Source organism: uncultured Sneathiella sp. (assembly GCF_963973085.1).
GTDB lineage: Bacteria > Pseudomonadota > Alphaproteobacteria > Sneathiellales > Sneathiellaceae > Sneathiella.
In genome coordinates this window covers 294748-319988 of sequence record NZ_CAXAXA010000004.1, presented here as the reverse complement: position 1 = coordinate 319988, position 25241 = coordinate 294748, and the positions used below count along the sequence as shown (strand labels likewise).

Annotated in this window: 26 protein-coding genes; 20 read left to right on the top strand and 6 right to left on the bottom strand. The window is 51.3% G+C overall.

All coding sequences use genetic code 11. From position 1 onward, the window contains the following. Window positions 1-10 precede the first annotated feature (10 nt). The 6 genes from AACZ19_RS12250 to AACZ19_RS12225 all read left to right on the top strand — a co-directional run bounded on the left by AACZ19_RS12250 (window position 11) and on the right by AACZ19_RS12225 (window position 4481). On the top strand, window positions 11-406 hold the full coding sequence (locus tag AACZ19_RS12250; protein WP_339634307.1) for a type II toxin-antitoxin system MqsA family antitoxin: 396 nt from the start codon (window positions 11-13) through the stop codon (window positions 404-406). Window positions 407-510: 104 nt separating this feature from the next. Next, entirely contained in the window at window positions 511-1473 is a 963-nt protein-coding gene (locus AACZ19_RS12245; protein WP_339634306.1) for a mechanosensitive ion channel domain-containing protein, read from the top strand. Continuing rightward, a complete protein-coding gene (locus AACZ19_RS12240) occupies window positions 1470-2441 on the top strand; it encodes a zinc transporter ZntB (RefSeq protein WP_339634305.1) in 972 nt (323 codons plus the stop codon). Before AACZ19_RS12245 ends, AACZ19_RS12240 begins: the two co-directional genes overlap by 4 nt. 42 nt (window positions 2442-2483) lie before the next feature. Next, complete coding sequence (locus tag AACZ19_RS12235; RefSeq protein ID WP_339634304.1) at window positions 2484-2891, top strand: hypothetical protein; 408 nt, start codon at window positions 2484-2486, stop codon at window positions 2889-2891. Then, on the top strand, window positions 2888-4033 hold the full coding sequence (locus AACZ19_RS12230) for a M14-type cytosolic carboxypeptidase (RefSeq protein WP_339634303.1): 1146 nt from the start codon (window positions 2888-2890) through the stop codon (window positions 4031-4033). The genes AACZ19_RS12235 and AACZ19_RS12230 overlap by 4 nt, the downstream gene beginning before the upstream one ends. Before the next feature lie 85 nt (window positions 4034-4118). Next, window positions 4119-4481: a hypothetical protein gene (locus AACZ19_RS12225; RefSeq protein WP_339634302.1), complete on the top strand. Its 363-nt coding sequence runs from the start codon at window positions 4119-4121 to the stop codon at window positions 4479-4481. Window positions 4482-4484: 3 nt separating this feature from the next. On the opposite strand, the gene AACZ19_RS12220 is transcribed toward AACZ19_RS12225, so the two are convergent. After that, on the bottom strand, window positions 4485-5021 hold the full coding sequence (locus AACZ19_RS12220) for a hypothetical protein (protein ID WP_339634300.1): 537 nt from the start codon (window positions 5019-5021) through the stop codon (window positions 4485-4487). A 278-nt stretch (window positions 5022-5299) separates the two neighbouring features. On the opposite strand from AACZ19_RS12220, the gene AACZ19_RS12215 reads away from it, so the two are divergent. Beyond that, entirely contained in the window at window positions 5300-6802 is a 1503-nt protein-coding gene (locus AACZ19_RS12215) for an AAA family ATPase (protein ID WP_339634299.1), read from the top strand. A 26-nt stretch (window positions 6803-6828) separates the two neighbouring features. On the opposite strand, the gene AACZ19_RS12210 is transcribed toward AACZ19_RS12215, so the two are convergent. After that, window positions 6829-7557, bottom strand: a complete 729-nt coding sequence (locus AACZ19_RS12210; RefSeq protein WP_339634298.1) for a UTRA domain-containing protein — start codon at window positions 7555-7557, stop codon at window positions 6829-6831. A gap of 324 nt (window positions 7558-7881) precedes the next feature. On the opposite strand from AACZ19_RS12210, the gene htpG reads away from it, so the two are divergent. Next, window positions 7882-9759, top strand: coding sequence for a molecular chaperone HtpG (htpG, locus tag AACZ19_RS12205; RefSeq protein WP_339634297.1), 1878 nt, complete (start codon window positions 7882-7884; stop codon window positions 9757-9759). 38 nt (window positions 9760-9797) lie between these two features. On the opposite strand, the gene AACZ19_RS12200 is transcribed toward htpG, so the two are convergent. Further along, window positions 9798-11171 (bottom strand): MFS transporter, encoded by a 1374-nt coding sequence (locus AACZ19_RS12200; protein ID WP_339634296.1) that lies wholly within the window; start codon window positions 11169-11171, stop codon window positions 9798-9800. Window positions 11172-11279: 108 nt separating this feature from the next. Here AACZ19_RS12200 and AACZ19_RS12195 point away from each other — a divergent pair, with 108 nt between their 5' ends. Beyond that, a complete protein-coding gene (locus tag AACZ19_RS12195) occupies window positions 11280-12389 on the top strand; it encodes a hypothetical protein (RefSeq protein WP_339634295.1) in 1110 nt (369 codons plus the stop codon). Further along, window positions 12373-12699, top strand: a complete 327-nt coding sequence (locus AACZ19_RS12190) for a hypothetical protein (protein WP_339634294.1) — start codon at window positions 12373-12375, stop codon at window positions 12697-12699. Before AACZ19_RS12195 ends, AACZ19_RS12190 begins: the two co-directional genes overlap by 17 nt. Here the strand turns inward: AACZ19_RS12190 and AACZ19_RS12185 are convergent. From AACZ19_RS12185 to acnA, 3 genes are all read right to left on the bottom strand, one after another. Further along, window positions 12688-13509 carry a hypothetical protein gene (locus AACZ19_RS12185; RefSeq protein WP_339634293.1) on the bottom strand — a complete coding sequence of 274 codons (822 nt, stop codon included), beginning with the start codon at window positions 13507-13509 and terminating at the stop codon, window positions 12688-12690. The genes AACZ19_RS12190 and AACZ19_RS12185 overlap by 12 nt on opposite strands. A gap of 70 nt (window positions 13510-13579) precedes the next feature. After that, entirely contained in the window at window positions 13580-14254 is a 675-nt protein-coding gene (locus AACZ19_RS12180) for a DUF1223 domain-containing protein (protein WP_339634292.1), read from the bottom strand. Window positions 14255-14432: 178 nt separating this feature from the next. Beyond that, window positions 14433-17126 carry an aconitate hydratase AcnA gene (acnA, locus tag AACZ19_RS12175; RefSeq protein WP_339634291.1) on the bottom strand — a complete coding sequence of 898 codons (2694 nt, stop codon included), beginning with the start codon at window positions 17124-17126 and terminating at the stop codon, window positions 14433-14435. A gap of 282 nt (window positions 17127-17408) precedes the next feature. Here acnA and ccmA point away from each other — a divergent pair, with 282 nt between their 5' ends. From ccmA to AACZ19_RS12125, 10 genes are all read left to right on the top strand, one after another. Beyond that, window positions 17409-18017 (top strand): heme ABC exporter ATP-binding protein CcmA, encoded by a 609-nt coding sequence (ccmA, locus tag AACZ19_RS12170; protein WP_339634289.1) that lies wholly within the window; start codon window positions 17409-17411, stop codon window positions 18015-18017. Further along, window positions 18014-18682, top strand: coding sequence for a heme exporter protein CcmB (gene ccmB, locus AACZ19_RS12165; RefSeq protein WP_339634286.1), 669 nt, complete (start codon window positions 18014-18016; stop codon window positions 18680-18682). Before ccmA ends, ccmB begins: the two co-directional genes overlap by 4 nt. Window positions 18683-18711: 29 nt before the next feature. After that, on the top strand, window positions 18712-19446 hold the full coding sequence (locus AACZ19_RS12160) for a heme ABC transporter permease (protein ID WP_339634284.1): 735 nt from the start codon (window positions 18712-18714) through the stop codon (window positions 19444-19446). Window positions 19447-19556: 110 nt separating this feature from the next. Beyond that, a complete protein-coding gene (gene ccmD, locus AACZ19_RS12155) occupies window positions 19557-19763 on the top strand; it encodes a heme exporter protein CcmD (RefSeq protein ID WP_339634282.1) in 207 nt (68 codons plus the stop codon). Continuing rightward, entirely contained in the window at window positions 19760-20200 is a 441-nt protein-coding gene (gene ccmE / locus AACZ19_RS12150) for a cytochrome c maturation protein CcmE (protein WP_339634280.1), read from the top strand. The genes ccmD and ccmE overlap by 4 nt, the downstream gene beginning before the upstream one ends. Then, window positions 20200-22197, top strand: coding sequence for a heme lyase CcmF/NrfE family subunit (locus tag AACZ19_RS12145; RefSeq protein ID WP_339634278.1), 1998 nt, complete (start codon window positions 20200-20202; stop codon window positions 22195-22197). Before ccmE ends, AACZ19_RS12145 begins: the two co-directional genes overlap by 1 nt. Window positions 22198-22201: 4 nt before the next feature. Then, window positions 22202-22735, top strand: coding sequence for a DsbE family thiol:disulfide interchange protein (locus AACZ19_RS12140; RefSeq protein ID WP_339634276.1), 534 nt, complete (start codon window positions 22202-22204; stop codon window positions 22733-22735). Continuing rightward, complete coding sequence (locus AACZ19_RS12135; RefSeq protein WP_339634274.1) at window positions 22732-23235, top strand: cytochrome c-type biogenesis protein; 504 nt, start codon at window positions 22732-22734, stop codon at window positions 23233-23235. The genes AACZ19_RS12140 and AACZ19_RS12135 overlap by 4 nt, the downstream gene beginning before the upstream one ends. Continuing rightward, the gene (gene ccmI, locus AACZ19_RS12130; RefSeq protein ID WP_339634272.1) at window positions 23232-24620 is read left to right on the top strand and encodes a c-type cytochrome biogenesis protein CcmI; all 1389 of its coding nucleotides are present in this window, start codon (window positions 23232-23234) and stop codon (window positions 24618-24620) included. Before AACZ19_RS12135 ends, ccmI begins: the two co-directional genes overlap by 4 nt. A 37-nt stretch (window positions 24621-24657) precedes the next feature. Further along, window positions 24658-25221, top strand: coding sequence for an NUDIX hydrolase (locus AACZ19_RS12125; protein ID WP_339634270.1), 564 nt, complete (start codon window positions 24658-24660; stop codon window positions 25219-25221). Window positions 25222-25241 lie beyond the last annotated feature (20 nt).

The following is a 25241-nucleotide window of genomic DNA, read 5'->3' as shown; positions in this document are numbered from 1 at the left end:
GAGGAAGATTATGGCCTGTCCTTTATGTGGCGGTGATGTTGAACGCCAAATTCGCACATACGCAATTGATTACAAACATTTACAAAGCCAGGTAGACCTTCCGGGGCTCTATTGCACCAATTCAGACTGTGCCGAGGGTATGGTGGAAGAGAGTGCATGGGACGATGTGGCGCGGATCAAGGCGGAGCTAAAGGCTGAATTTCTGGGCGTCATGACGCCCGAAAGAATTCGGGAAGTACGTACCGATCTTAACTTGTCGCAACGTCGAGCAGGCCAGATCTTTGGCGGCGGGCCAAATGCCTTTCAAAAATATGAAACCGGCAAGGTCACAATATCACAACCGATGAACAACCTCTTGCGGTTGGTATCCAAATACCCGGAACTCATGGTCGAGTTGCAGCGTTGAGGTTTTTGTGCCGCTGCCGGGCCAATTGTAACAGAAAATCATGGCCAAAAAGCTGATGTGCAGTATTATTCCCCCTATGTGTTGGTGGGAGTAATGCTTTACCGATGACGAAGTTCTGGACCTCGATTTTTAAACCGCGCGCATGGGTTGCCAAGTTGCTATTGGTGCTAGTCGTCGCCGGATTTATAATTTTCGGCTACCTCGGCTATCTCCAGCCCGTTCGCGAATTTCTCGATTCTGACAAATTTGCTTTTCACCTCGGAGAGATGCGGTTTTCTGTCTATCTGCTGGTGAAGGCCGTTACGATCATCATCGTCCTTTTCTGGTTGGTCGGCATCATTTCCGAGATGCTGGAAAATCGGATCAAATCCATAAAGCGCATCCGGTCCAGTAATCGGGCGCTGATTATCAAGGCGATCCAGATCGTAATTTATTTTTTGGCGTTCCTGTTTGTACTGGGAGTGCTGGGGATCGACCTGACGGCGCTTACAGTTTTTAGTGGTGCTCTCGGCATTGGTATCGGTTTTGGCTTGCAGAAAATCGCCTCTAATTTCATCAGCGGGATCATTCTGTTATTCGAGAAATCCGTCGAAGAAGGGGATTTGATCGAGCTTGGCGATGGGACCAGTGGTTTTGTCAGGGAAACCGGCGCGCGATATACCCGGATTGAAACCTTCAACGGACATGAAACCATGGTCCCGAATGAAGATTTCATAACGAACCGTGTGACAAACTGGACCTTTAGTAATTCTCGCGGCCGTGTTGATATCAACGTCGGTGTTGCCTATGGTACGGACCTTGATTTCGCCGCCCGGCTTATTACCGAGGCGGCGCAAGAGCACCCACGGTGTATGGACACGCCTGAAGCAGAGTGCTTTCTGGTTGATTTTGCCGATAGCTCCGTAAACTTCACGCTCTATTTCTGGGTTGAGGACGTTGCCGAGGGGCGCATCCGCCCGCGCAGCGAAGTAATGTTTGCGATCTGGCGGAAGTTCAAGGAAAACGATATCGAGATTCCATTCCCGCAGCGGGATCTGCACATCAAGAATTCGGAGACCCTGAAATGAGTAGCCCCATTCTGCTTGCCTATGATTTTGACGGTGAAGGCGGTGGCCAATCTGTCAGCGACAAGGCTATTTCTCGCGAACTGAAAAAGGAAACCCTTGCATGGGTTCATCTCGATCTGGGTCATCCGGACACCAAGCCATGGCTTGATAAGGAAATTTCTTATCTCGATCCGTTTGTTGTGGACGCATTGCTGGCTGAGGAGACCCGTCCTCGCATTGCGGAAATTGGGAACGGTGCGCTGATCATCTTGAGGGGCGTTAATCTGAACGAGAATGCGGATCCGGAAGATATGGTTTCCATTCGCCTATGGATTGATCCAGCTCGTATCGTCAGTGTTCAGCGGCGTCAGTTAAAGGCCGTTCCGGATATTGAAGAGAGAATTAAAGCCGGCAAGGGACCGAAGGATGCAGGCCAGTTTATCAATATGCTGATTTCCAGATTGACCGAACGAATGGCACCAGTCCTGCTGGAGCTTGACGAAGAGACGGATAATGTCGAGGAAAAAATCCTTGAAAACCCGGATACAATACTTCGTGAACAGATTATTGGAATCAGAAAAGAGGCGATTATCTTGCGCCGCTACATGGCCCCGCAGAAGGATGCAATCGGGCAACTACGCTTGTCGGATCTGCCCTGGATAGGCGTCCCGCACAAACGACATCTACAGGAAAGCTATGATCATCTGATGCGCTATGTGGAGGATTTGGATGCCATTCGTGAACGAGCCCAGATAGTGAAAGATGAACTGGCGAACATTCTTGCGGATCGGTTGAACCGGAATCTCTATGTACTTTCGGTTATCGCGGCGATTTTCCTTCCCCTGGGATTTTTGACCGGCCTGCTCGGGATCAATGTCGGGGGTATCCCGGGCGTCGAAAACCCCTATGCCTTTTATATATTCTCTGGAATTCTTTTAGTGCTTGTCGGGTTGCAGATATTGCTGTTCAAGAAACTTAAGTGGTTTTAAACGGCATGAATATAGGTGATTTTTCATAGAGGAGAGCTCCGCATGACGTCAGTATTGCTGGCTGTAAATGGTACATTGATGCGGGGTTTTGAATTGAACGGGAACTTGATTGCAGTGAACTCCCGGTTCGTAAAAGAGGCACAAACGGCCCCTTGCTATCGCCTCTGGTCAATTAATGACAAACATCCCGCGATGCAGAAAGTGGCAATCGGTGGAAAGGCCATTGATTTGGAGATTTGGGAAGTGCCGACTGGCGGTTTAGCTCGTATTCTGAAACAGGAACCTCCTGGGCTTTGCATCGGAAAGATTGAGCTTTCCGACGGGGAGATGGAACTCGGCGTTCTTGGGGAGGCCCTGCTTTGCGACGGACAAAATGAAATTACCGGGTTTGGCGGCTGGCGCGCCTATTGCGCGTCTAAAGATGCCGGTAGCTTGAAAGGACGTGTATGATTCAGGTGAGCAGTGCGTTCGATGGCGGTAACATTGAGTGCGATACATGCGACGACCCATTAGATATTCAACTGCGTATCCGACAGGATACAAATGCTGAGTTTTTCCAGTGGTTTTACTTTCGCCTCAGCGGGATGAAAGGACGTGACTGCGTAATGCGGTTGAAGAATGCGGGCGATGCATCCTATGTGCGCGGCTGGGAAGGCTATCGTGCTGTAGCGTCCTATGATCGTGAAGACTGGTTCCGGATTGAGACAGCTTATCAGGATGGCGAGCTAATACTGACCCATAAGCCGGAATCTAATTCTGTCTATTATGCCTATTTTGCTCCCTACTCGATGGAGCGGCATGCGGACCTGATTGCGCGGTCAGCTCTATCGCCGAGGGTGTCGCAGTCCGTTTTGGGCAAGACTGCTGACGGTCAGGATGTGGACCTCCTCACCATTGGAGAAACAGGTAGGGACAAGAAGAATTTCTGGCTGATCGCGCGCCAACACCCTGGTGAAACGATGGCGGAATGGTGGATGGAAGGGTTTCTGGATCGCTTGCGGGATCCGAATGATGCCGTGTCAAACGCCCTTCTGGATGCGGCCTGCTTTCATGTTGTGCCGAACATGAACCCGGACGGGAGTCGCCGTGGACACCTGCGCACCAATGCGGCGGGCGCCAACCTTAACCGGGAATGGCAGGAGCCGGACATGGAGAGGAGCCCAGAAGTTTATCTCGTACGGGAAAAAATGCGGGAAACCGGCGTTGATTTTTGCCTCGACGTTCACGGAGATGAGGGCTTGCCCCACAACTTCATAGCCGGCGCCCAGGGCATTCCGAGCTGGAATGCGGAGAAAGACAGGCTGCTGACAGATTTCAAGCGTAGTTGGCAGAAAATCAATCCAGACTTCCAAACACGGCACGGCTACCCTATCCCAAAGAAGGGGGCCGGGAACATGACGTTGTGCGTCAACCACGTCAGCGAGTATTTTGGCTGCCTTGCCATGACGCTGGAAATGCCGTTCAAGGATACGGCAGACAGGCCCGATGTGAAATACGGCTGGTCACCGGAACGGGCGCGAAAACTCGGCAGTTCCGTCCTTGAAGTCATGTTTTATCTTCTGGATCGCCTCCAAAGTGAAAATAGCAATTGAAGTTTACTTAAATTTGAGCTTCTCTTTACTTGATTGAAATCACGCTGATTTGCTGATTTTTAAAATGGGAGGGGGAGGGAGACCTATGCTGGCGGGAAGATTTATCAAGTCGTCGATCATATACATTATACTGGGCATGATCCTTGGGATTTATATGGCGGCGTCGCAAGATCATTCGCAAATGCCAACGCATGCGCATCTGAATCTTTTGGGCTGGGTGACGATGGCATTGATGGGGCTTATATATAAGAACTGGCCAATTGTCGCGGAGGCCAAACTTGCACCTCTCACTTATTGGCTGGCTCATGTGACTGTGATTGGATTAACGCTTGGCGTTGGTCTTCTCTATGCAGGAATGCCGGAATATGAACCAATTGCGATTATTGCGGCGTTTATAGCCGTGTTCAACATGGCGCTGTTCGGATTTCTTTTTTTCAGGAACAGCTAAAAACTATTCCTCATATGCGGTCTCCGCAGACAAAGTCTGCCCAAGTGCGCTTGCGGTATTGTCAAGTGCGGCGAGACAATTGCTGACGCGCGCCTGCGGGATGTACACTGAGAAGCGGGTAATGAATTTCTTTTTACCGTTCTGATCTATCTGATCGGATTTCAGCCGCACAATGTTCGCGTCGAAATCAATGAATACTTCTGAAAGCCGGGCAAGCACTCCCGGTTGGTCGGGCCCTTCGCAATGGATATAGTGGGTTACTTCTGTAGGCGGAGTGTCAACATCCCCGAAAGAAAAACGGCGGACATCAATATCCGCACTTTCCATTCCTTCAAGGGAATGCAATTCGTCGATAAGGGCTTTTTCTGAGAGATCAGTCGGAATATCAATTACACTTGTGAACTCGCCACCCTTTCCGAGAACGGCGAAAGATGTATCCTCCAGATTGATGCCTTTGTCGAAAAGATGTCCTGTGACCAATGAGATAAGGCCTACACGATCCTTTGAAAAAACGGATAGTAATGCTTTGTAATCGGCCATGGCATTTCCCGCAAGTTTCAGCGTTGGTTCATCTTCTGATGAACAGGAGTACAACCTTAGTTTCAATCAGACAACTCATTTGCGTATCAATTGAATTATATTCAACACGAAAAAGACTGTTGTGGCGGGTAAAGAAAATTGAATTTTTTTCCTGTGGATAACCTTGCGTTAACGAAAATCAGATAAGACTTGGGAGGTTATTGGCGGACTATCTGTCGAATTTCGGCTTTTCTGGCTTGACTGAAAGAAAATGGCGGAAACAGAACTGGAGAATATGAATGCTCATCGGTGATATCTTGTTGGCGCAAAACTTGGTGACGCCTGAGGATATAAAAATTGCCCTTCATCGGCAGAAAGAAAATGGTGGGCGGCTCGGTGATAACCTTGTTGCCCTCGGTGCGTTGACCCAGGATCAGCTCGACCGGGCCATTTATGAGGCGCCGCGTGCGCCCAAATCCGTTGAGGAAACCGGTATTCCGCACGCCAATCTGCTGCGTATTCTATTCAAGCTAATGTATGTCAACAGCCTGGAAACCGCGTCTGAACTGTCGGGTGCAATCAAGTTACCGATCGGTGTTGTGAATCGCCTTATTCAGGAAGCCGGTGATCGTAAGTTTCTGGAATCTCTTGGTAACACAGATCAATCAACCTTTTCGGAAACCCGTTATGTCATGACGGAAACGGGGAAGCGTTATGCAATTGAGGCGTTGGAGCAAAACCAGTATGTTGGCCCGGCTCCCGTTTCCTTGTCGAATTATCAGGCCCGGATCAACCAGCAGAAAATTACGAATGAGCGGGTTGAGCAGGAAAAAATTCAAAAAAGCTTCGAAAATCTCGTCATAACCGAAGACTTCGTGCGCCGCCTCGGCCCTGGTGTTAATGCTGGTAAGAGCATTCTCCTATACGGTCCTCCGGGCAACGGTAAGACGACAGTTGCGGAAAAGGTCGCCGAGATTTTTGCCAATGTTATCTATGTTCCATACTGCTTTGAAGTGGACGGCCAGATCATCAAGGTTTTTGATCCGGCGATTCACAAGCCGAAATTCGGCAGCGAGCATGAAAGAACAAAAAATTCCGGGCTTCGCCGTGAAGAATTTGACGGTCGCTGGGTTCCCTGTGAACGGCCGGTTGTCATTACGGGTGGCGAACTTACCCTGGAAATGCTCGATCTCAGTTTTAATCCACATGCAAAATATTATGAAGCACCGCTCCATGTAAAAGCCTCCAATGGCACTTTTATCATCGATGACTTTGGCCGACAGCTTGTCAGCCCGGAAGACCTGCTTAATCGCTGGATTGTTCCTCTGGAAAGCAGGATTGATTATCTGAAACTGCACACCGGAAAAAGCTTCTCGTTACCGTTTGATGAGCTTGTGATCTTCTCCACCAACCTGTCGCCGGACGATCTTATGGACCCCGCTTTTCTGCGTCGTATCCCGTACAAGCTTGAAACTGTCGGGCCGTCCCGTGAGCAGTATTCCGAAATCTTCAAGATGGTTGGTAGCTCCCGTGGTTTGGAAATTACTGACGAGGTTTTGGATACAGTGGTTGAAGAACTACAGGTGAATAACAGTTTCGAACTCGCCTGCTATCAGCCAAAATTCATTGTCGATCAGATAATTGCGGCCTGCAAATATCAGGGGGCTGATCCTTATATCAACAAGGAACTGGTCGTCGACGCATTGAAGAATCTGTACACAACGTCAGCCAAGGGCGCAGGAAAAACGGCCGCGAAAGCGGGTAAGGCTGACAATTCGACGCCAACGGTTGCTGCTGTATAAAGCAGGGTAATTGTTTTCTGTGATCCTCACGTAAACTGTATGCGATTGCCCGGGAAGACCAAGCGTGCGGTCGTGACGACGTCATCTCCGAGCCAGCTTTTTCGGTTGACGACAAGGCAGGCTGTTGTTGCCTCCAGTTCCAGAAAATGATTGATCTCGGCATTTGAGACGGCGGCCTGTATGCTATGGGTATGTGACAGCAGGGCAAACTTGCGGCTGAGATATGTGTCGGCGGTTATTCGGCTGAAATCCAGGCTGAGATAGTCCGGCATGAATGCCGGATGAACGTAGCGGTCCTCTAACATGACAGGAACTCCATTCTCCCGATGCACGAAGTAGGAGCGAAACACCTCTTCTCCTGGCGTCATCGCTATCGTCGCGGCGATGCCTTTCTCGATTTCTTCAGCCTGCAGAAAATGCACATCGCATTGGTGGCGCCCACCGCGAGAATGGATAATATCGTCGATTTCCCGAATTTCCAGGATCTTCGGCTGCTTTTTCGGGGAGGTGACAAAGGTACCGACACCTTGAATACGTTCCAGATATCCGGCCTGGGTTAGTTCACGCAACGCTCTATGTATGGTCATGCGGGAAATCCCCATCTCACGGACCAGCGTATGCTCGGACGGCAGCTGGAAATAGGCAGGCCATTGCCCGGATTCTATATTTCTCAACACATAGGATTTAACCTGTTCATACAGAGGTTTTGGTGGCGCATAGGGGCGGGGGTCACTTTGCGACTTAATCTGGGGCATCGGCAAGGTCCGTCATTTTGTTGGTGTCTACATGAGGACGACACATATTGCCCGGATGTGAATTCACGAACCAGATTATGGCCGATTTTTAAAATTAGTACTTGAACGATCATTCCAAATAAATATATGATATTCGTACCGATCACCTTCAACTTATGAAAATATGTTGATGATCTGTGAATGGCCTGCCCCGATTTTCTGCGCCCCTCGGGGTGGGCCAGATTCACATTCCTGCCTTTTAAAATCCCCTTTTTGCCCTTGAATGAACTTACCTGACCGGTCATATAGACGTCAGAAGAATTTTTTCTGAGATGCAGGATGGAAATGACAGATCATACACATGAATTTCAGGCAGAAGTCGCCAAACTTTTAGATATCGTGACGCATTCGCTTTACAGCGAGAAGGAAATTTTTCTGCGCGAATTGATATCCAATGCCTCTGATGCCTGTGATCGGTTGCGCTATGAAGCGCTGACTAAGCCGGATCTGATAAAAGAGGATCCGGAATTTAAAATCGTCATCACAATTGACGAGAAAGCCGGAACCCTCACAATTGAAGATAACGGCATCGGCATGTCTGAACAGGACATGGTAGAAAATCTGGGTACGATTGCCCGGTCTGGCACTTCTCGCTTTTCCGAAGAGCTGACCGGCGATGCAAGCAAGGATGTCAAGCTGATCGGCCAATTTGGTGTTGGTTTCTATTCCGCGTTCATGGTGGCCGACAAGGTCACGGTGACGAGCCGTCGGGCAGGGGATAATTCTGCGGCGGTTTGGTCGTCTGCAGGTCATGGTACATTCACAATTGATTCAGGCACGCGGGAGACACGTGGCACGACGATTGTCCTGCATATGCGCAAAGAAGCCAAAGAGTTTCTGGAGCCGGCGCGTCTTCGTCAGATTGTAAAGACCTATGCGGATCATATTGCACTGCCTGTTATCCTGAAAGCTTCCAAGGAGGGTGAGGAGGATGAAACCCTTAACAGTGCAAGCGCCCTTTGGACCCGGTCCAAAAATGAAATAACCGAAGAGCAATATACCGAATTCTATCATCATGTGGGACAAGCGTTCGATACCCCCTGGCTGACGCTGCACAGCCGGGCGGAAGGGCGGATTGAATATACTGTGTTGCTGTTCGTGCCTGAGCAGCCACCGTTTGATTTGTTCAATCCGGAACGCAAATCACATCTGAAGCTTTATGTGAAACGGGTCTTCATTACTGATGACTGCGAGGAGCTGATCCCGGCTTACCTCCGGTTCTTAAGGGGAGTTGTCGATTCCGAGGACCTACCGCTCAACGTCAGTCGTGAGATGCTACAACATAACCCCGTACTGCAGAAAATCCGGAGCGGCCTGGTCAAGAAAGTATTGGGAGAGCTTGAAAAGAAAGTATCCAAGGATTCTGAGAATTATGCAAAATTCTGGGATAATTTCGGAGCGGTCCTCAAAGAAGGGATTTACGAAGACGCAGTGAATGGGGATCGCATTCTGAAAATATCGCTATTCAACAGCACGGCAGGCGAAACAAAGACAAGTCTCGCTGACTATGTGTCCCGCATGAAGGAAGGTCAGGACGCTATTTACTATATTACCGGTGAAGACCTCGGTGCCCTGAAATCAAGCCCTCAGCTTGAAGGGTTCGCCGCTAAGGGAATTGAGGTTCTGTTGCTGGCGGACGCCGTCGATAGCTTCTGGCTAAGTCGGACACATGAATTTGATGGCAAGCCGTTCAAGTCAGTGACACGTGGCGCTGCGGAACTGGACAAGTTTACAGATACAGATGCGGAAACGACGGATGAGCCAAAGCCGGAAGATGGCGAATTAGATAGTCTGATCGCGTTTTTCAAGACGGCGTTGGAAGGCAAAGTCAAGGACGTTCGGGCCTCTGTCCGCCTAACCGGGAGCCCCGTATGCCTTGTTGCGGATGACGGTGATATGGATATCCATCTTGAAAAACTGCTTAAGGCCCATAAACAATTTGGCGCGGGAGAGAGCCTGCGTATTTTGGAGCTGAACCCGAAACATGCGCTGATCAAGAAACTTGCGGCGAGCAGTAAGAAAAACGGGGCCTCCGACGCTCTTCAGGATGCAGCTCTACTTCTGCTTGATCAGGCCCATATCGTTGAAGGAGACCCGGTCGCAGACCCCGTTGCCTTTTCCAAACGTATGGCTGACTTCATGGCGGGTAGCATTTCGGCCTAGAGATTTAGACGGCGGAAAGCGATATGCCGTTTTTTGGTTTAGCCGCTTTCCACTATTACCAATTCTTCATCCGGGCGGATCGTTTTCATTGCGAGTGGCAGAAGGATCAGGAACAGTATGCCGACTGCCAGGAAAACTACTTGATAATCCCGGAAGGTAGAAAAAAGGACGCTGCTGACTGCCATGCCGACGGTTCCGCCGAGCATCTGGGCGGAGAGAACTATACCACCGGCAAGTCCCTGTTTCTCCATGGGAACTTCATTCATTATGGCCCGCATCGGCGGAACAAAAAGAAAGCCGAGACCGACCCCCCAGATTATCAGGGCGGGGAAGAAAGATAGATAGCTGCCGGTATCGGCCGTAAACGCCATCCAGAAAAAGGCGATTATTGAGAGGATGATGCCGAAAAAAGTCGGTACTCGTGCGCCTAGGCGATCCGCGAAATATCCGGCCATGGGCGCGCTGATCGGTGCCGGGAGAACGGCAGGCAAGAGGGCAATCCCAGCTTCGATCGCCGTATAATTCAGCCGGTGTTGTAGATAAAGGGCACCGAAGATAAAGACACTGATCTTACTGAACTGGGCCGCGAAAACGACCAAATTACACACAGAAAAACTTGCATTTGTAAAAAGATCAACCTCGATCAATGGCTGTTTTGCCCGCAGTTCGATCAGGATGAACTGCGTCGCAGCGAGGATACCCAAAACAAGTGGTATCCAGACAGTCGGGTTTTGCCACCCCCAGTCGGGGCCTTGCATGAGGGCAAAAATGATCAGTCCGAGCCCGGCTATCAGGCTGACAAGCCCGCCGAAATCGAAATGCGTGGACGGCGCGAGACGCGGCGGATTAATCCAGGCCTTAATTACCACCAGGGCAACGGCGATAACGATGACCGGATTGATCCAGAAAATCCATCGCCAAGAGAGTGTTTCGACAAGTGCGCCGCCGGCGAGCGGCCCTAAAATCAAGCCAATTGTTCCAATCGCGCCATAAGCGCCAAGCGCCATTCCCCTTTCATTTTCCGGAAACACTATGGTCAGCATTGCCATAGACGCAGGGAGTATGATGGCAGCACCGATACCTTGAACGCCCCGCATTGCAATGAGCATCGTGCCATCATTCATAAAGCCGCACAGGAGGGAGGCTATCCCGAATATAAAGACGCCAATAATAAACAAGTTCCTGAGACCGAGAATATCGCCAAACCGTCCACCTGCCGCAACGAGGCCGGCAAATACCAGGAGGTATGAGTTTACAACCCAATGCGATTCAATTTCCGATATGCCGAGCTCTTCACGCAATGTCGGAAGGGCAACACCAAGGATCGTTTCATCGAGCACAATAAGAATAAGCACACCGCCCATTGCAGCCAGAACCCACCAACGCCTGTTATTATCGTCTATCCCCCGCATTCGATCGCTCCCGTTAGATAGAAATAAAGCTATAAATAATTTAAATTGTAATCTTTATAATCAACTCCAAATAGTATTTATGGAAATAACAATGGTCTTTTTTATCAGATGCAACCGTTGCTGCAAATTGCCGTCCTTATTTTTCTGTTGGTTGGGGTTTCCTCCTGTAGCGTTATTGATGATACGCTGCTTACAGAGGAGGTGAATGACTTTTCTCGCGGTGTCGTCACGCTCTCTGCCATTATCGAAAAAGAATTCGAGCTGGCTGAGGAGATCAACACTCTCGGCTTTATAGATAATTTGCAGTTCCAATTGGAACTCGGGGGACACCCTGAGGCAAACTATGAGCCGTTATTTCAGGCTAAAGATATTGCGGCGAGAAAGAGTGTCTTGGCGGCGCTTGATAGTTATGCAGAGACACTCGCCGTTGTTACTTCCGGTCAATCAATCTCGTCTGTCTACACGCGGCTCTTCGGGACGGTGGAAAATCTGAAATCGTTGAGTTCTGATAATTTCAACGTCGATCATTCGCTTTCCTTTCTGGACTCCAACCAACTGGTGAATGATCTCAGCCTGTTCGACGAGCTTCTAATCCTGCCCGCCCGAGACAAACGCTTGCTTCCTATCGTACAGAAGGGAGATGAAACGCTGAAGAATGCCGCAACTCTCTTGTATTTCGATATCGGGGCCCCGGCGGACCAATCGAGTAAATGCAGCTATACTGTTCCAAAAAATGATGTTGGTGCTGCTATGTCAAGCTTACGCTTATGCAAGGGCGGGCTACGTGCAATTGTCAAGAACGCCATCGATTTTGATGCGAACACCTGGAATGACAAGCTGGCACAGACAACAAAAAGCAGCACGGCAGACACATCGGCTCACAGAGATGCAATCAAGCGGATCATTGTCATACAGAAACTAGGGCTGAAACTTGACAAGCTCCTTGATGATACGCAGATGACGCTGGTCGCGATGGTTGCTGCTCATCAAACAATTACTGAGACGCTTGAGGCGGCGGAGGGGTCTCAAACTGTGTCGCTTTCCGCGACCTTAAAAGGCGTTTTCTTTCAGGAAAAAGTGAAGGAACTCGTGAAATCGTTGTCGGCTGTCAAAGCAGAAATATTGGAGCTAACGGAGGGCGATGCAGTCGGAAAAAGCGTCCAGAAATCCACCCTTACCTCACAAAATGCCGGAAAAAATGATGAAAACCAGCAATGAAGAAGCTCTTAAGAAGTTACAGGATGCGTTGAATGCGTTGAACGCCCAATCCGTATCTGACTTGCCGTCTGCCCAACTTGCCAATCTTGAAAAGGGAAAGGCGGCTCTTTATGCAGAGTTACAGGCTTTGCAGGTAAAGCAAATGGACGAACGTGACGCTGACTATACGACGCTCACGACAGAATTTCGAAATGCAAAGTCAGATCTTACAGATTTATCGAACTGGATAACGGAACGAAAACAGCAGGATAAGGTCATATTCACTATTCTTTCGAAAGGCGTGAGCCTTGCACTCTCCCTACTTGCTTGACGGCCGGTCCATAATCTTGTCAACCCGGCGGCGGGTAACGCTATAACCTGCCTCCTTCGGAATTAACAGGAACTTGCCTTCCTCCGTTACCTCCATTTGCGGCATAACCGAGAAGGTATCCGTTCCCTTGGCGTTTTCGACGGCCTCCTCACTGGACGAAAAGCGAGCGAGGACTTCGACATTCATTCGGGTTGGAAATATGACGGTGTATTTTCCCTTGTCAGCCTCTTCCAATACTTTATTTGGACCAATCCAGACGGAATCCACCGATTCCCCGCCATCATGTGCCGCAAGCTGGTGCGGGGGAGCTTTTGCAACGAAAAAATGAGTGTTGAAGCGTTTGGGCATATGCGTCGGTGTCAGCCAATGAGCGAAATGGCCCATCAGGTCTGTCGCCAGTTCCAGGTTTTCCGCCCTGACCATCTCCAGTATGGAAAGCTCGCCATTCTGCAGTGGCATCCGGTATTTTTCCGCCAACTCTTCCAGCCGGTCATGCGTAACCAGGTTATTCGTTTTCCTGTTACGGGCGAGGAGGATATTGGCTTCCTCAAAACTTTCGCGGATAGACGCTATCTTGAAGCTGCGAAGCGCATCATCGCCGCGTTCGCTTTCAGGCAGGAATCCGATGAGAGCGGGGTCCATGTCACCCTCATCCACCTTGCCGCCGGGAAACACAAGCGCGCCGGAGGCGAAGTCAATCTCGTGGTGGCGAACGACCATAAAAACTTCGATCTTGTCATTTTCACTGATCCGGTCCCGGATAAGTAAAACGGTTGCAGCAGGTTTAAGGGGGACATCGTTCTTGGTCATTTGGCACCACTCTTGTTCTTGTTTCAGAACATTGTGCCCGAGAGTTAGAAATGGATCAACAAATTGCTTCTTAAAGCTTGATTTCCAGCGCCCCGAGGATCGGGCCATAGCTTTCTTGTTGAATGATCAGTGCACAGCCGTCACGTCCTTCAGCGCGCATTTCCGCAAGATCCAACGCGATTTCCTTGGCGGATCCGTCCCAATCGCCGAGGGAGCGGATTTTGCGGACAACATTATGATAGGTGATGATCCGGCCTGTGTTCTCACCACGTTTAATGTCTACATCTGCAGCATGGTCAATATCGACAAGCCAAAGCGTCGCATTTCTATCTAAGTCGGGGAGAGTAACCAAAAGCTGATTTCCCTTAAAAAACCATTGCAGAGGCAAAGACTTTGTGGCGCCTCCCTGTTTTTCGATAAGGGCATTCACACCACTGCGATCAGAGCCGACCACATGGTCTTCGCCATCAACCACCATTTGAGGTGTGTAAACATAACGTGAGTTGAACTCGCCCCTGTATCCGACCTGTCGTGCATCATTATCTGCGCTACCGAAAATGTCTTTCCAGCCGATGTAGTCCCAATAGGTAACGGAGTAAGAAAGTCCGAGAATGTCTCTGTCTTCAATGAGCTCACCAAGGAGCTTGTCGGCCGGAGGGCAGGAGCTGCATCCTTGCGATGTAAAAAGCTCCACAACCGTCTTCGGTTGGTGGGCGCTCTCGGCGACAGCGGAGTTGACTGACATTGTCATCCCGAAAAGGACAGCAATAACCATCGCAATGCAATTGATATGAAATTGTTTCATGACAACTATTTAGCGGATAACTGCTTCACAGACAAATCACCTGTGAGTGAGAGAGCGGTGAATAAAAAACGGCGGCCAACCAGGACCACCGTTTCTACGTTTTTTATGTAACCCGTAATTAACTGGCTGACAGGTTCCGAAGAACATACTGAAGAATACCGTCGTGACGATAGTATTCAACTTCGTCCAGCGTGTCGATCCGGCACAGAAGATCGATTGACTGCGATGACCCATCCGTTCGTGTAATGTTGCAACGGACACTCATGCCCGGGGTAATCCCGTCTTCGATGCCGGTCAGGTCGACAACCTCGCTGCCATCCAGATTAAGTGTTTTCCGTGTCACTCCTTCGGGGAATTGCAGCGGCAGAATGCCCATGCCAACCAGGTTCGAGCGATGAATGCGCTCAAAGCTTTCTGCGATGACAGCCTTGATACCAAGCAACAATGTTCCCTTTGCGGCCCAGTCACGACTGGATCCTGTGCCGTATTCCTTGCCGGCAAATACGACGAGAGGCGTTCCCTCCGCGCGGTATTTTTCCGCGGCATCAAAGATCCACATCTGTGTTCCGTCAGGCATGTGGCGGGTGACACCACCTTCCGTGCCTGGTGCCACCTCGTTGCGAAGGCGGATGTTGGCAAAAGTACCGCGGGTCATGACCTGATCGTTGCCGCGCCGAGAGCCGTAGGAGTTGAAATCCTTCGGGCTAACCTGATGCGACGTAAGGTATTCACCGGCGGGTCCGTCCGCCTTGATCGCTCCGGCAGGTGAAATATGGTCCGTCGTTACAGAATCTCCGAGCAAGGCAAGAATACGGGCGCCCGCAATATCCTCAAATGCACCGGGCTCTTTCTGCATGCCGTCGAAATAAGGAGGGTGCTGTACATATGTAGACGAAATATCCCAGCTATAGGTCTGGCCTTCTGCCGTCTCGATTGACTGCCAATTCGCATCGCCTGAGAAAACGTCGGCATATTGATGCTGGAACATATCACGGGCAACAGCATCCTTAACCGTCTGTTGAACCTCGGCATTGCTTGGCCAGATATCCTTCAGGTAAACGGGATTGCCGTCCGTGTCCGTTCCGAGAGAATCTTTTGTAACGTCGACATGAAGCGATCCTGCGATGGCATATGCGACAACCAGCGGCGGCGAAGCAAGGTAATTGGCTTTTGCTTGCGGGCTGACACGGCCCTCGAAGTTGCGGTTGCCCGAAAGAACCGAGCAGGCAACGAGTTCGCCTTCAGCAATTGCATCGGCGATATGCGGATCGACGGGGCCGGAGTTACCAATACATGTCGTACAGCCATACCCGACGAGATTGAAGCCCAGCGCATCCAGATCATCCTGCAATCCGGCTTTTTCGAGGTAATCGGTTACCACTTTGGAGCCGGGAGCGAGTGAAGTTTTCACCCACGGCTTAACAGTGAGCCCTTTCTTGAGCGCATTGCGCGCAACCAATCCGGCCGCCAACATCACGCTGGGGTTTGATGTATTGGTGCAGGAAGTAATTGCTGCAATAATAACGTTGCCATGACCAATTTTATAATCCGTCCCGGCAACATCAACCTGGACGTCAAGGTTGGCATTTTCTCCGGCTAGTTCCGGCAGGCTTCCCTTAAAAGAATTCGCCGCATCGGACAGCAGAACACGATCCTGAGGCCGCTTCGGCCCCGCAAGGCTCGGCTCTACCGTTGAAATATCGAGTTCCAGCGTTGCCGTGAATTCCGGATCTGGTGTGTCATTGTCACGCCACATGCCTTGCGCCTTTGCGTAGGCTTCCACAAGCTTGACCCGTTTTGGATCGCGGGCCGTGAAGTTGAGGTAATTGATGGTTTCCGCATCGATCGGAAAAAAGCCACAAGTTGCGCCGTATTCCGGTGCCATATTGGAGATGGTTGCGCGATCGGCGAGACCAAGTTCGGCAATACCCGGGCCGTAGAATTCAACGAATTTGCCGACAACGCCCTGAGCACGGAGCATTTGTGTCACTGTCAGCACAAGGTCTGTCGCCGTTGTACCTTCCTTTAGCTTGCCGGTCAGTTTGAAGCCGACGACTTCCGGAATTAGCATGGATATCGGCTGACCGAGCATAACGGCCTCCGCCTCGATCCCACCGACACCCCAGCCAAGAACGGCAAGGCCATTGACCATGGTCGTATGGCTGTCCGTGCCGACAAGTGTATCCGGATAGGCAACTTCGGCGCCGTTCTGGTCTTTTGTCGTCCAAACGGTTTGTGCGAGATATTCCAGGTTCACCTGATGGCAAATGCCGGTTCCGGGCGGCACAACGCGGAAGTTGTTGAACGCTTTCTGACCCCAGCGGAGGAAGGCATAGCGTTCGCCATTGCGCTCCATTTCCAGTTCCACATTCTGACCGAAAGATGCGGCGGTCCCAAATTTATCTACCATCACCGAATGGTCAATAACGAGGTCGCATTGAGCAAGCGGATTGATTTTTTCCGGATCGCCACCGAGAGCAACCATTGCATCGCGCATGGCGGCGAGATCGACCACAGCCGGAACGCCGGTGAAATCCTGCATAAGAACGCGTGCCGGGCGATAAGCAATTTCACGGTCCGCCTTGCGGTCCTTCAGCCAACCGGCGAGAGCGCTGACGTCTTCTGACGTCACGGTGCGGCCATCTTCATGGCGTAGCAGGTTCTCAAGTAGGACTTTCAGAGAGAAGGGGAGGCGGGAAACATCACCCAGACCGGCTTTTTCAGCCTCCGGGATGCTATAGTAATCATATTTCTCTCCATCGATATCGAGAGAACGGCGAATATTCAGGCTGTCGTGACCAGTTGTTGTCAACGTTTCGCTCCTTAAAAGGTAAGGGGAACGGGAAATGCCAGCATAGCGGCACCGGTTCATTGGTTCAATAATGAGCGTATGTGCCCTAAATTAGAGAATTTCTCAAGTGCTATCATGCCATAGAGTGGTCCCCAGTTTAAACTATTAGATAACTATAGCTCAGATCGCCATGAATCAATCAGTGGCCAATGCGCCAAACATTTGCGAAACGCAGTTTCTTGCTGTACTCAGAGGGAATATAAGTGCCTGATCCATATCTCTTCGGAGCAATACGCCGCTGCCATGAGTTTTTCCGTCCATAATCTCGCTTGCCAGCGGGCCGACCAGCTTATTTTTGAGAATGTTTCATTTTCACTCACCCCAGGGGGAGCTCTTTGGGTGCGCGGACGCAATGGTGCAGGTAAATCATCGCTCCTCAGAATTTGTGCGCGGTTGCTGAAACCTCTGGGCGGGTCTATCACATGGCAGGGCGAAGATATACTGGACGATCCCGAAAACTATGTCGGGGCCTATCAGTATCTCGGTCATCAGGATGCTCTTAAAAACGCGATGACGGTTGAGGAGAACATAAAGTTCTGGGCAGACTATCATGGCAAAGCAGATGTGGCGACGGCGCTGGCGGAGTTTGACCTGATGCCGCTACGGGATGTACCAGCGGGTATTCTCTCTCAGGGACAGAGGAAACGGACTAACCTCGCGCGCTTGGCGGCGTCACCGGCGCCCCTATGGATCCTGGATGAACCACTCAGCGCCCTTGACCGACAATATATTGGTCAGTTCAGGAAACGTCTGTCGCAGCATCTGGCAGCTGGAGGCATGGCAATTTATGCAACCCATCAGGATCTGGAGCTGGATGGTAGCAAAATCCTTGAATTGGGTGCAGATACATGACAGGTCGTTTTTTTCAAGTGATCCGTCGTGACGTTATGCTGGCATTTCGGCAAGGAAGTGCCGTCACGCTAAGTCTTTCCTTCTTTGTAATCGTCATCGTTTTATTTCCACTCGGTGTCGGACCTGAACTGTCGATCCTGGCGAGGATCGGTCCGGGTGTTCTCTGGGTAGCGGCGTTGCTCGCCTGTTTGCTAACTCTGGATCGGCTGTTTCAGGCGGATTTTGAAGATGGCGCGCTGGACCTCCTCATGATCGGACCTTTGCCTGTCGAGCTTCTTGTGCTTGCCAAGGTATTTGCTCATTGGCTTACCTCAATCCTGCCGCTAATCATTGTTGCACCCGTTCTGGCGCTTTCCCTGAACATACACGCCGAGGGAATTCTTGCCCTTACGTCGGCCCTTCTGATTGGCACGCCGACGTTAAGCCTGATCGGCGCTGTCGGGGCGGCGCTTACCGTGGGAATGCGGCGCGGTGGAGTTTTGTTGTCACTTCTGGTGCTTCCCCTATATATACCGGTATTGATTTTTGGTGTGGCGGCGGTTGATGCCGCGATAGCGCAGCTTTCCGTTGCACCGCATTTATTGTTGCTGGGCGGGATTTCGCTGGGTGCGTTGGTCCTCGGTCCGGTTGCGGCGGCGGCCGGGTTACGTTTGTCCCTATCGTGATGACCCAATTGAATGAACTGTAGTTAAGCATGGCAATCGATTTACACAAATATGCGAACCCGAAACGTTTTCTATCGATTATTTCAATGGTTTATCCCTGGAGCGTCTGGTCGACGGTTATTCTCATAGGGACCGGATTATATATGGGATTGTTCGTCGCGCCGCCTGATTATCAGCAGGGAGATACAGTGCGGATCATGTTCGTTCATGTGCCCGCCGCTTGGATGGCGCTGATGATTTATATGGTCATGGCCGTTTCTTCAGCCGTCGGCCTCATCTGGAAGCATCCGGTTGCCGACTTGACGGCGAAGGCCGCAGCGCCGATCGGCGCGGCTTTCACCTTTCTCGCGCTGGTGACCGGTTCGCTCTGGGGACAGCCGATGTGGGGGACATTCTGGGTTTGGGATGCGAGGCTTACAAGCATGCTGATCCTGCTTTTCCTTTATCTTGGCTATATGGCGATATGGGAAAGTTTTGATGATACAGCCAAGGCCGCGAAGGCCGCGGCGATCCTTGCGCTCGTCGGAGTTATCAATATACCGATCATTCGGTTTTCTGTGGACTGGTGGAACACGCTCCACCAGCCGGCCAGCGTCGCTACCATGTCAGGCCCAAAGATACATAGTTCGATTTTGATTCCGCTTCTAATTATGGGGCTGGCATATACGGCTTTCTTTGTCATGGTTCTGATAATCCGTGTAAAAGCTGAGATTTTACAAAGGCGCCTGCGTGTTATGCAGATAGCTGAATTACGAAAGCAATGACGTGTCCAAAGGATGATCGCGGCATTGTGACGCAGAATTAGGGTTCCAGTATGTATTTTAGGCGCAGAGTCAGTATATTCGCCGACAATAGCAGGATTTGAGGAAAATTGGTGGAGCAGGTCACAAACTTTTTTGATATGGGCGGGTATGGGCTGTTTGTATGGCCATGCTTCGTGCTGTCTGCAATTGTGCTGCTGGCGCTTTATCTCTTGAGCTTCCGGAAACTCAAAGCGGTGGAGCGGGAATTGGCTGTGGCAGAAAGCAATCGATCAGAAAAGCGCGGCCGTGCCTCTGCCGTTCGGGAAAGCAAACCATGACGCGCAAAAAACGCCGGTTATATTTTGTCCTTGGGGGAATGACCGTGCTTGGCCTTGCGGCTGTGCTGGTGCTTACGTCCTTTCAGGATAGCCTTGTCTTTTTTCGCAGCCCGTCCGACCTTTTGGAAAAGCCAATCCCGGCAGGACGGAATTTTCGTCTTGGAGGACTTGTTGAAGAGGGCAGCGTTGGCAGCGAAGGGGTAACACATCGCTTTCGGGTAACGGATTTGAATGAGGCGGTTCCGGTTACGTTTGACGGATTGCTTCCCGATCTGTTCCGTGAAGGGCAAGGGGTTGTTGCCGAAGGCTCCCTGACCGAAGAGGGGTTATTCGTCGCGACAAATGTTCTGGCCAAGCATGATGAGAATTATATGCCGCCCGAAGTTGCGGAGGCTCTGAAAAAATCGGGGCAATGGAAACCTGAGGGGAGTGACTGATGGTTGCGGAAATCGGTCAATTTGTTCTAATTCTGGCGTTGGTCACGGCTTGTTTGCAAGGTGCCTTGCCACTAGTCGGTGCGGCACGTGACAATCGTCCCTTGATGCGTTTTGGCGATAATGCGGCATTTGTCCAGTTTGCCGCCATTTCCGGAGCATTCGCCTGCTTGACTATTGGGTACGTCACCAGTGATTTTTCCATTCTAAACGTTGTGAACAACTCGCACTCTCTCAAGCCGATGCTCTATAAAATCAGTGGTGTGTGGGGGAATCACGAGGGTTCCCTTCTCCTTTGGAGCTGGATACTGGCGCTCTTCGGGTTGGCTGTCGCTCTTTTCGGGCGTAATTTGCCGGACGGCTTGAAGGCGCGGGTTCTGGCCATACAGGGATTGATCGGTGTGGGCTTCCTGATGTTTATCCTGTTCACCTCCAATCCGTTCGAGAGGGTCAGTCCTGCGCCGCTTGATGGCAATGGACTCAACCCGTTATTGCAGGATCCCGGCCTCGCCTTTCATCCGCCTTTTCTGTATCTCGGATATGTTGGATTATCGATTACGTTTTCATTTGCGATTGCGGCTTTGATTGAGGGACGGGTCGATCCGGCCTGGGCGCGCTGGGTGCGGCCATGGACGCTGGCGGCTTGGGGATTTCTGACCATCGGGATCGCGCTCGGTTCCTGGTGGGCCTATTATGAACTCGGCTGGGGCGGCTGGTGGTTCTGGGATCCGGTTGAAAACGCCTCATTCATGCCCTGGCTGGCAGCAACGGCACTTCTGCATTCCGCGATTGTTGTGGAAAAGCGCGATGCGCTTAAAAACTGGACCATTCTGCTGGCGATTATTGCTTTTAGCCTGAGCCTTCTGGGCACTTTCCTGGTGCGGTCCGGCGTTCTGAATTCGGTTCATGCCTTTGCGTCTGATCCGGCGCGGGGTGTTTTTATCCTGATATTCCTGATATTCGTCATCGGGGGGTCGCTATTGCTTTACGGCATTCGTGCGCCGAAGATGAAAGGGGGCGGCTTGTTCGCCCCGATCAGCCGGGAAGGAGCACTGGTTCTGAATAATTTGCTGCTTTCCACCATCACGGCGACGGTTCTCCTTGGAACGCTTTATCCGATTTTCCTTGATGCCTTCACGGGCGCAAAAGTCTCTGTCGGACCGCCTTATTTCAATGCGACATTTCTGCCGCTTGCTATTCCTTTAGCCGTGGCGATGGCGTTTGGGCCTTTTCTTGCCTGGAAAAGAGGTGACCTTGCGGGCGTTGTCTCGCGCCTCAAATTTGCACTGTTTGCGGCGCTTGCGTTCACAGGATTTCTCTGGTGGTGGCAGACGGGTGCCCCGATAATGGCCCTGCTTGGAATGGGCCTTTTTGCCTGGTTGCTGGTTGGCTCCATCCTCGAATGGACAGCACGCATCAAGCTGTTTCGCGGCCCGCTGGCAAGTAGCTGGAAGAGAATGATCCAGCTCCCGCGAAGCGCTCATGGCATGACAGTTGCCCATATCGGTGTCGCCCTTGTCATTCTGGGAATCACGGCATCTGAAACGTGGCAAAGTGAGCATCTTGGTGTCATGCGCCCCGGTGAAACCGTGACGGTTGGCGGATATGAATTCCGTTTTGACGGGGCCGAGACGATTACTGGTCCGAATTATGACGCCGTTCAGGGCACCTTTCTCGCTTATACGGGCGATAACAAGGGCATTTATCTTTATCCTGAACAGCGGCGTTATACAGATCCACCGATGGAGACAACGGAGGCAGCAATCCGACCGATGCTAAGTGCTGATCTATATACGGTTATTGGCGAAGCGGACGGAAAGGGCGGATATGCGGTCCGGATTTACCACAAGCCTTTCATTTCCTGGATCTGGATCGGCGCCTTTGTGATGTTCGCAGGCGGTGCGATCAGCTTAAGTGACAGGCGGTTGCGTCTTGGCGCGCCGAGATCGGCAAAGCATGCTTCTGCGGCGACACCTGTTCCTTCAAGTGTGAAAGGATAGGGTAATGAAATTGAAGTTTCTGGCACCTGTTCTGACATTCGCGGCGATTGCCGTGATCCTGTGGTACGCCCTGTTCAATCTCAACCCGACAGAAATTCCGTCTGAGCTGGTCAGTAAGCCTGCGCCTGCATTCTCGCTGGAGCCGGTACCCGGGTACGGACCGGGCCTCGCGCAAGCGGATCTGGCAACGGGCAAGGTGACGCTGCTGAATGTTTTTGCCTCCTGGTGTGTTGCCTGTATGGCCGAGCACCCGTTCTTTATGGAGCTGACAAAACAGAATGTCGTTGAGATTTACGGGCTCAACTATAAGGACAAGCCGGATGCCGCCGCCCAATGGCTAGATCGCCATGGCAATCCCTACGCACGGACAGGGATGGATTTGAAAGGGCGCGTCGGTATCGACTTTGGTGTTTATGGCGTACCCGAAACATTTGTCATCAGTGCGGACGGCAAGATACTGGATAAAATCATCGGCCCGGTCAGCAAGGACATGTTCGATATGCGCATCCGGCCGTTGCTGAATGAGGCAGGATCGTGACGACTGGAGCTCGTTCTTTTATTCTCGCGTTGCTGTTTGTACCGATGATCCTCCTGTCAGCGTCGGCTGTCTTCCTAGAGGAACGGCTGGATGATCCTGAACAAGAGGCGCGGGCAAGGGATATTTCGGCAGATATCCGCTGCCTGGTTTGCCAGAACCAATCCATTCTTGACAGCAATGCCGATCTTGCAAGAGACCTGAGGCAGATTGTCCGGGAACGTGTCGCGCTCGGCGAGAGCGACGACAAGGTTCGCGAATTTCTGGTGACCCGCTATGGGGACTGGGTATTGCTGGACCCGCCATTCAAACTCAGCACGCTTTTTCTCTGGTTGGGACCAGTACTGATTTTCATCATCGGCGCGATTGCGGCGTTTATGTTCCTTCGTGGCCGGAATAGGCGACCTGACGCGGAAGACACAAGTGAACTCACGGCAGATGAAGAAGCCGAATTGAAAACCCTGCTTGATTCCGAAACGGACGTATCCGGGCATAAACCATGATTTGGTTCATTGTTTCCTTGATCATTCTGGCGGCACTCGCGATTCTGGCCTGGCCGTTTCTGCGAACGGACCGTATGGCCCGTCGTCATGCGGATCAGGGGCTGGCTGTTTATCGTCAACAGCTGGATGAATTGGAAACAGATGTTACACGTGAAACAATCGATAAATCCGAGGCGGAGGCCATGGCGCTTGAAATCAAGCGGCGTATGTTGCGGTTGGACCGCTCTGAAAATGAAGCCTCTTCATCCCTAAATACCGGGAAGCATTGGCGTATCGCAGCCGTGCTTGCGGTTGTCATTCCGGCTGTCAGCTTCGGCCTTTATAACGAACTTGGTTCTCCGAATGAACTCGCTCGCCCGTTGGCCGGGCGTGACCTCGCGGCAGACACGAGAGCGCTACAAGCAAGGGATGCAGGACCTTTGATCCAGCGTCTTATCGAAGCATTAAAGGAACAGCCGGACAATCTGGAAGGCTGGGTTCTTCTGGCCCGCACCTTGAGCCGGATGGAGAGATATGAAGAGGCCGCAGAAACCTACAAGAAAGCAACGTTATTAGCGCCAAGAGCGACGGAGCTTTATATCGGGGCGGGAGAAAACTATTATTTTGCGGCTGATGGGAATGTGACGGCGGCGGCTGAAGAAGCGTTTGAAAAAGCATTTGCGCTTGAGCCGGAAAATCCGGGTGCCCGTTATTATCTTGCTCTGAGAGATGCGGAGGCCGGTGATAACGCTGGTGCACTTCAGAAATGGATATTGCTTTATGAAGAAAGTCCGGCTGAAGCACCCTTCATGCCGGTTCTGGAGCAACGCATTGAGCAGACAGCTGAACTGACTGGAACAGATCTTGGAGATCTCTTTTCTCGCAAAAATGTGCCCGATATACCCAAGGGACCGTCGGATGCGGAGATAGCCGCAGCAGCCGATATGTCGTCGCAGGAGCGGCAGGACATGATTGCCTCCATGGTTGAAGGGCTGGCGTCGCGCATGGAGGAAGCACCGGACTATGCCGGGTTAATGCGTCTGGGTCAGGCTTATTCAACGCTTCAGCAGCATGAAAAAGCGGCCAATGCCTATGGGCGGGCCCGAATGCTGAAATCGGAAGATTCGACAGCAATTGAGGCAGAAGCCTTCGCCTATGTCCAAATGGCGGAAGACAATGGAATACCGCCCGCGCAAGCCATCGGGCTCTATCGCATGTTGCTTGATAAAAACCCTGAGCATCCCCAGGCTCTTTGGTATCTGGGTGTTGCCGAAGCAGCGGAAGGAAATGATGCAGGGGCCATAGATTTCTGGCGGCGGTTGCAGGCGGTGACGGAAGCAGGTACTCCTGTGTATGACGCTGCGGGAGCCGCCATAAAGAGCCTTTCCGATAAGAATAAAAATTGATACCGTTACATATTGAACAGTAGAAAGATAATGGCCGTTGACGTCAACAAATCCAGATGATTATGCGTTTGAGCGCAAGGTTCCGGTGGGCGACAATATGGAACGCCACGTTTGCGCGGACTGTGGCTGGGTGCATTACGACAACCCGAAAATCGTTGTGGGATCTGTCGTTACCTTTGAAGATAAATTCCTCCTCTGCAAGCGTGCCATTCACCCGCGCAAGGGATTCTGGACCCTTCCTGCCGGATACCTGGAGCAAAATGAGACGACCGCGGATGGCGCAATTCGTGAGGCGTATGAAGAGGCGACAGCGGAAATTCATATTCGCGACCTGCTCGCCGTTTATAGCGTAACGCATATCAGTCAGGTACAGATCATGTATCGATCCATCCTGAAAGAGCCGGAATTTTCAGCGGGACCTGAATCGCTGGAAGTCGAGTTGTTTGACTGGGCTGAAATACCCTGGAACGATCTTGCCTTTCCAACGGTCTATTGGGCGCTACATCAGTATCAGGAGATCAAGGATAGGGAGAGTTTCACTCCCTTTTCGAACGCTGTTGGTGACATGCTCGAGAAGTCACTCGAAATAATACGACGCTGATCGGCGGGAAAAAAGGAAAT

Coding starts and splice junctions, on each gene's coding strand:
- AACZ19_RS12220 (WP_339634300.1), bottom strand. CDS start 5,021: ATGGCCGATTACAAAGCATTACTATCCGTTTTTTCAAAGGATCGTGTA.
- AACZ19_RS12145 (WP_339634278.1), top strand. CDS start 20,200: ATGGTTGCGGAAATCGGTCAATTTGTTCTAATTCTGGCGTTGGTCACG.
- AACZ19_RS12240 (WP_339634305.1), top strand. CDS start 1,470: ATGAGTAGCCCCATTCTGCTTGCCTATGATTTTGACGGTGAAGGCGGT.
- AACZ19_RS12250 (WP_339634307.1), top strand. CDS start 11: ATGGCCTGTCCTTTATGTGGCGGTGATGTTGAACGCCAAATTCGCACA.
- AACZ19_RS12185 (WP_339634293.1), bottom strand. CDS start 13,509: ATGACCAAGAACGATGTCCCCCTTAAACCTGCTGCAACCGTTTTACTT.
- AACZ19_RS12140 (WP_339634276.1), top strand. CDS start 22,202: ATGAAATTGAAGTTTCTGGCACCTGTTCTGACATTCGCGGCGATTGCC.
- AACZ19_RS12195 (WP_339634295.1), top strand. CDS start 11,280: ATGCAACCGTTGCTGCAAATTGCCGTCCTTATTTTTCTGTTGGTTGGG.
- htpG (WP_339634297.1), top strand. CDS start 7,882: ATGACAGATCATACACATGAATTTCAGGCAGAAGTCGCCAAACTTTTA.
- AACZ19_RS12225 (WP_339634302.1), top strand. CDS start 4,119: ATGCTGGCGGGAAGATTTATCAAGTCGTCGATCATATACATTATACTG.
- ccmE (WP_339634280.1), top strand. CDS start 19,760: ATGACGCGCAAAAAACGCCGGTTATATTTTGTCCTTGGGGGAATGACC.
- AACZ19_RS12190 (WP_339634294.1), top strand. CDS start 12,373: ATGAAAACCAGCAATGAAGAAGCTCTTAAGAAGTTACAGGATGCGTTG.
- AACZ19_RS12160 (WP_339634284.1), top strand. CDS start 18,712: ATGGCAATCGATTTACACAAATATGCGAACCCGAAACGTTTTCTATCG.
- ccmA (WP_339634289.1), top strand. CDS start 17,409: ATGAGTTTTTCCGTCCATAATCTCGCTTGCCAGCGGGCCGACCAGCTT.
- AACZ19_RS12200 (WP_339634296.1), bottom strand. CDS start 11,171: ATGCGGGGGATAGACGATAATAACAGGCGTTGGTGGGTTCTGGCTGCA.
- AACZ19_RS12230 (WP_339634303.1), top strand. CDS start 2,888: ATGATTCAGGTGAGCAGTGCGTTCGATGGCGGTAACATTGAGTGCGAT.
- AACZ19_RS12180 (WP_339634292.1), bottom strand. CDS start 14,254: ATGTCAGTCAACTCCGCTGTCGCCGAGAGCGCCCACCAACCGAAGACG.
- AACZ19_RS12245 (WP_339634306.1), top strand. CDS start 511: ATGACGAAGTTCTGGACCTCGATTTTTAAACCGCGCGCATGGGTTGCC.
- AACZ19_RS12235 (WP_339634304.1), top strand. CDS start 2,484: ATGACGTCAGTATTGCTGGCTGTAAATGGTACATTGATGCGGGGTTTT.
- AACZ19_RS12210 (WP_339634298.1), bottom strand. CDS start 7,557: ATGCCCCAGATTAAGTCGCAAAGTGACCCCCGCCCCTATGCGCCACCA.
- ccmB (WP_339634286.1), top strand. CDS start 18,014: ATGACAGGTCGTTTTTTTCAAGTGATCCGTCGTGACGTTATGCTGGCA.
- ccmI (WP_339634272.1), top strand. CDS start 23,232: ATGATTTGGTTCATTGTTTCCTTGATCATTCTGGCGGCACTCGCGATT.
- AACZ19_RS12215 (WP_339634299.1), top strand. CDS start 5,300: ATGCTCATCGGTGATATCTTGTTGGCGCAAAACTTGGTGACGCCTGAG.